This window comes from Bradyrhizobium sp. CSS354 (assembly GCF_029051725.1).
In the GTDB taxonomy this organism is placed as follows: domain Bacteria; phylum Pseudomonadota; class Alphaproteobacteria; order Rhizobiales; family Xanthobacteraceae; genus Bradyrhizobium.
Genome location: NZ_JAACFU010000089.1, coordinates 1 through 456, shown reverse-complemented (window position 1 = coordinate 456; position 456 = coordinate 1). Strand labels below are relative to the sequence as shown.

General features: G+C 69.1%; 1 protein-coding gene. It reads right to left on the bottom strand.

Features of this window, described 5'->3' with window-relative positions:
• Nucleotides 1-27: 27 nt before the first annotated feature.
• The coding region (locus tag GWG67_RS38780; RefSeq protein WP_275174899.1) for a c-type cytochrome at nt 28-456 on the bottom strand (429 nt) is incomplete at its 5' end.

Genomic DNA, 456 nt, shown 5'->3' with positions numbered 1-456 from the left:
CCCGGAATTCCCGCAGGTGCGTGGGGATCAGCGCAGGCCGGCGATGTAGTCCGCCACGGCGCGGATCTCGCGGTCGTTGAGCTTGGCGGCGACCTGCGTCATCTGCACGCTGTTGGCGCGCTTGCCCTCGCGGAACTCGCCGAGCTGCTTGGCCGTGTAGTCGGCGTGCTGGCCCGACAGGCGCGGGTACTGGGCCGGAATGCCGGCGCCGTTGGGGCTGTGGCAGCCGGCGCAGGCGGCGATGTTGCGGTCGGCGATGCCGCCGCGGTAGATGCGCTCGCCCAGGGCGACGAGGTCCTTGTCCTTGGCGAAGCCGGGCTTGGCCTGCTTGCCGGCCACCCACCACGCGATGTTGCGCATGTCGTCTTCCGACAGCATGGCGGCGATGCCCTTCATGACCGGGTCGTTGCGCTTGCCGGACTTGAACTCCTGCAGCTGCTTGACGAGGTATTCAGG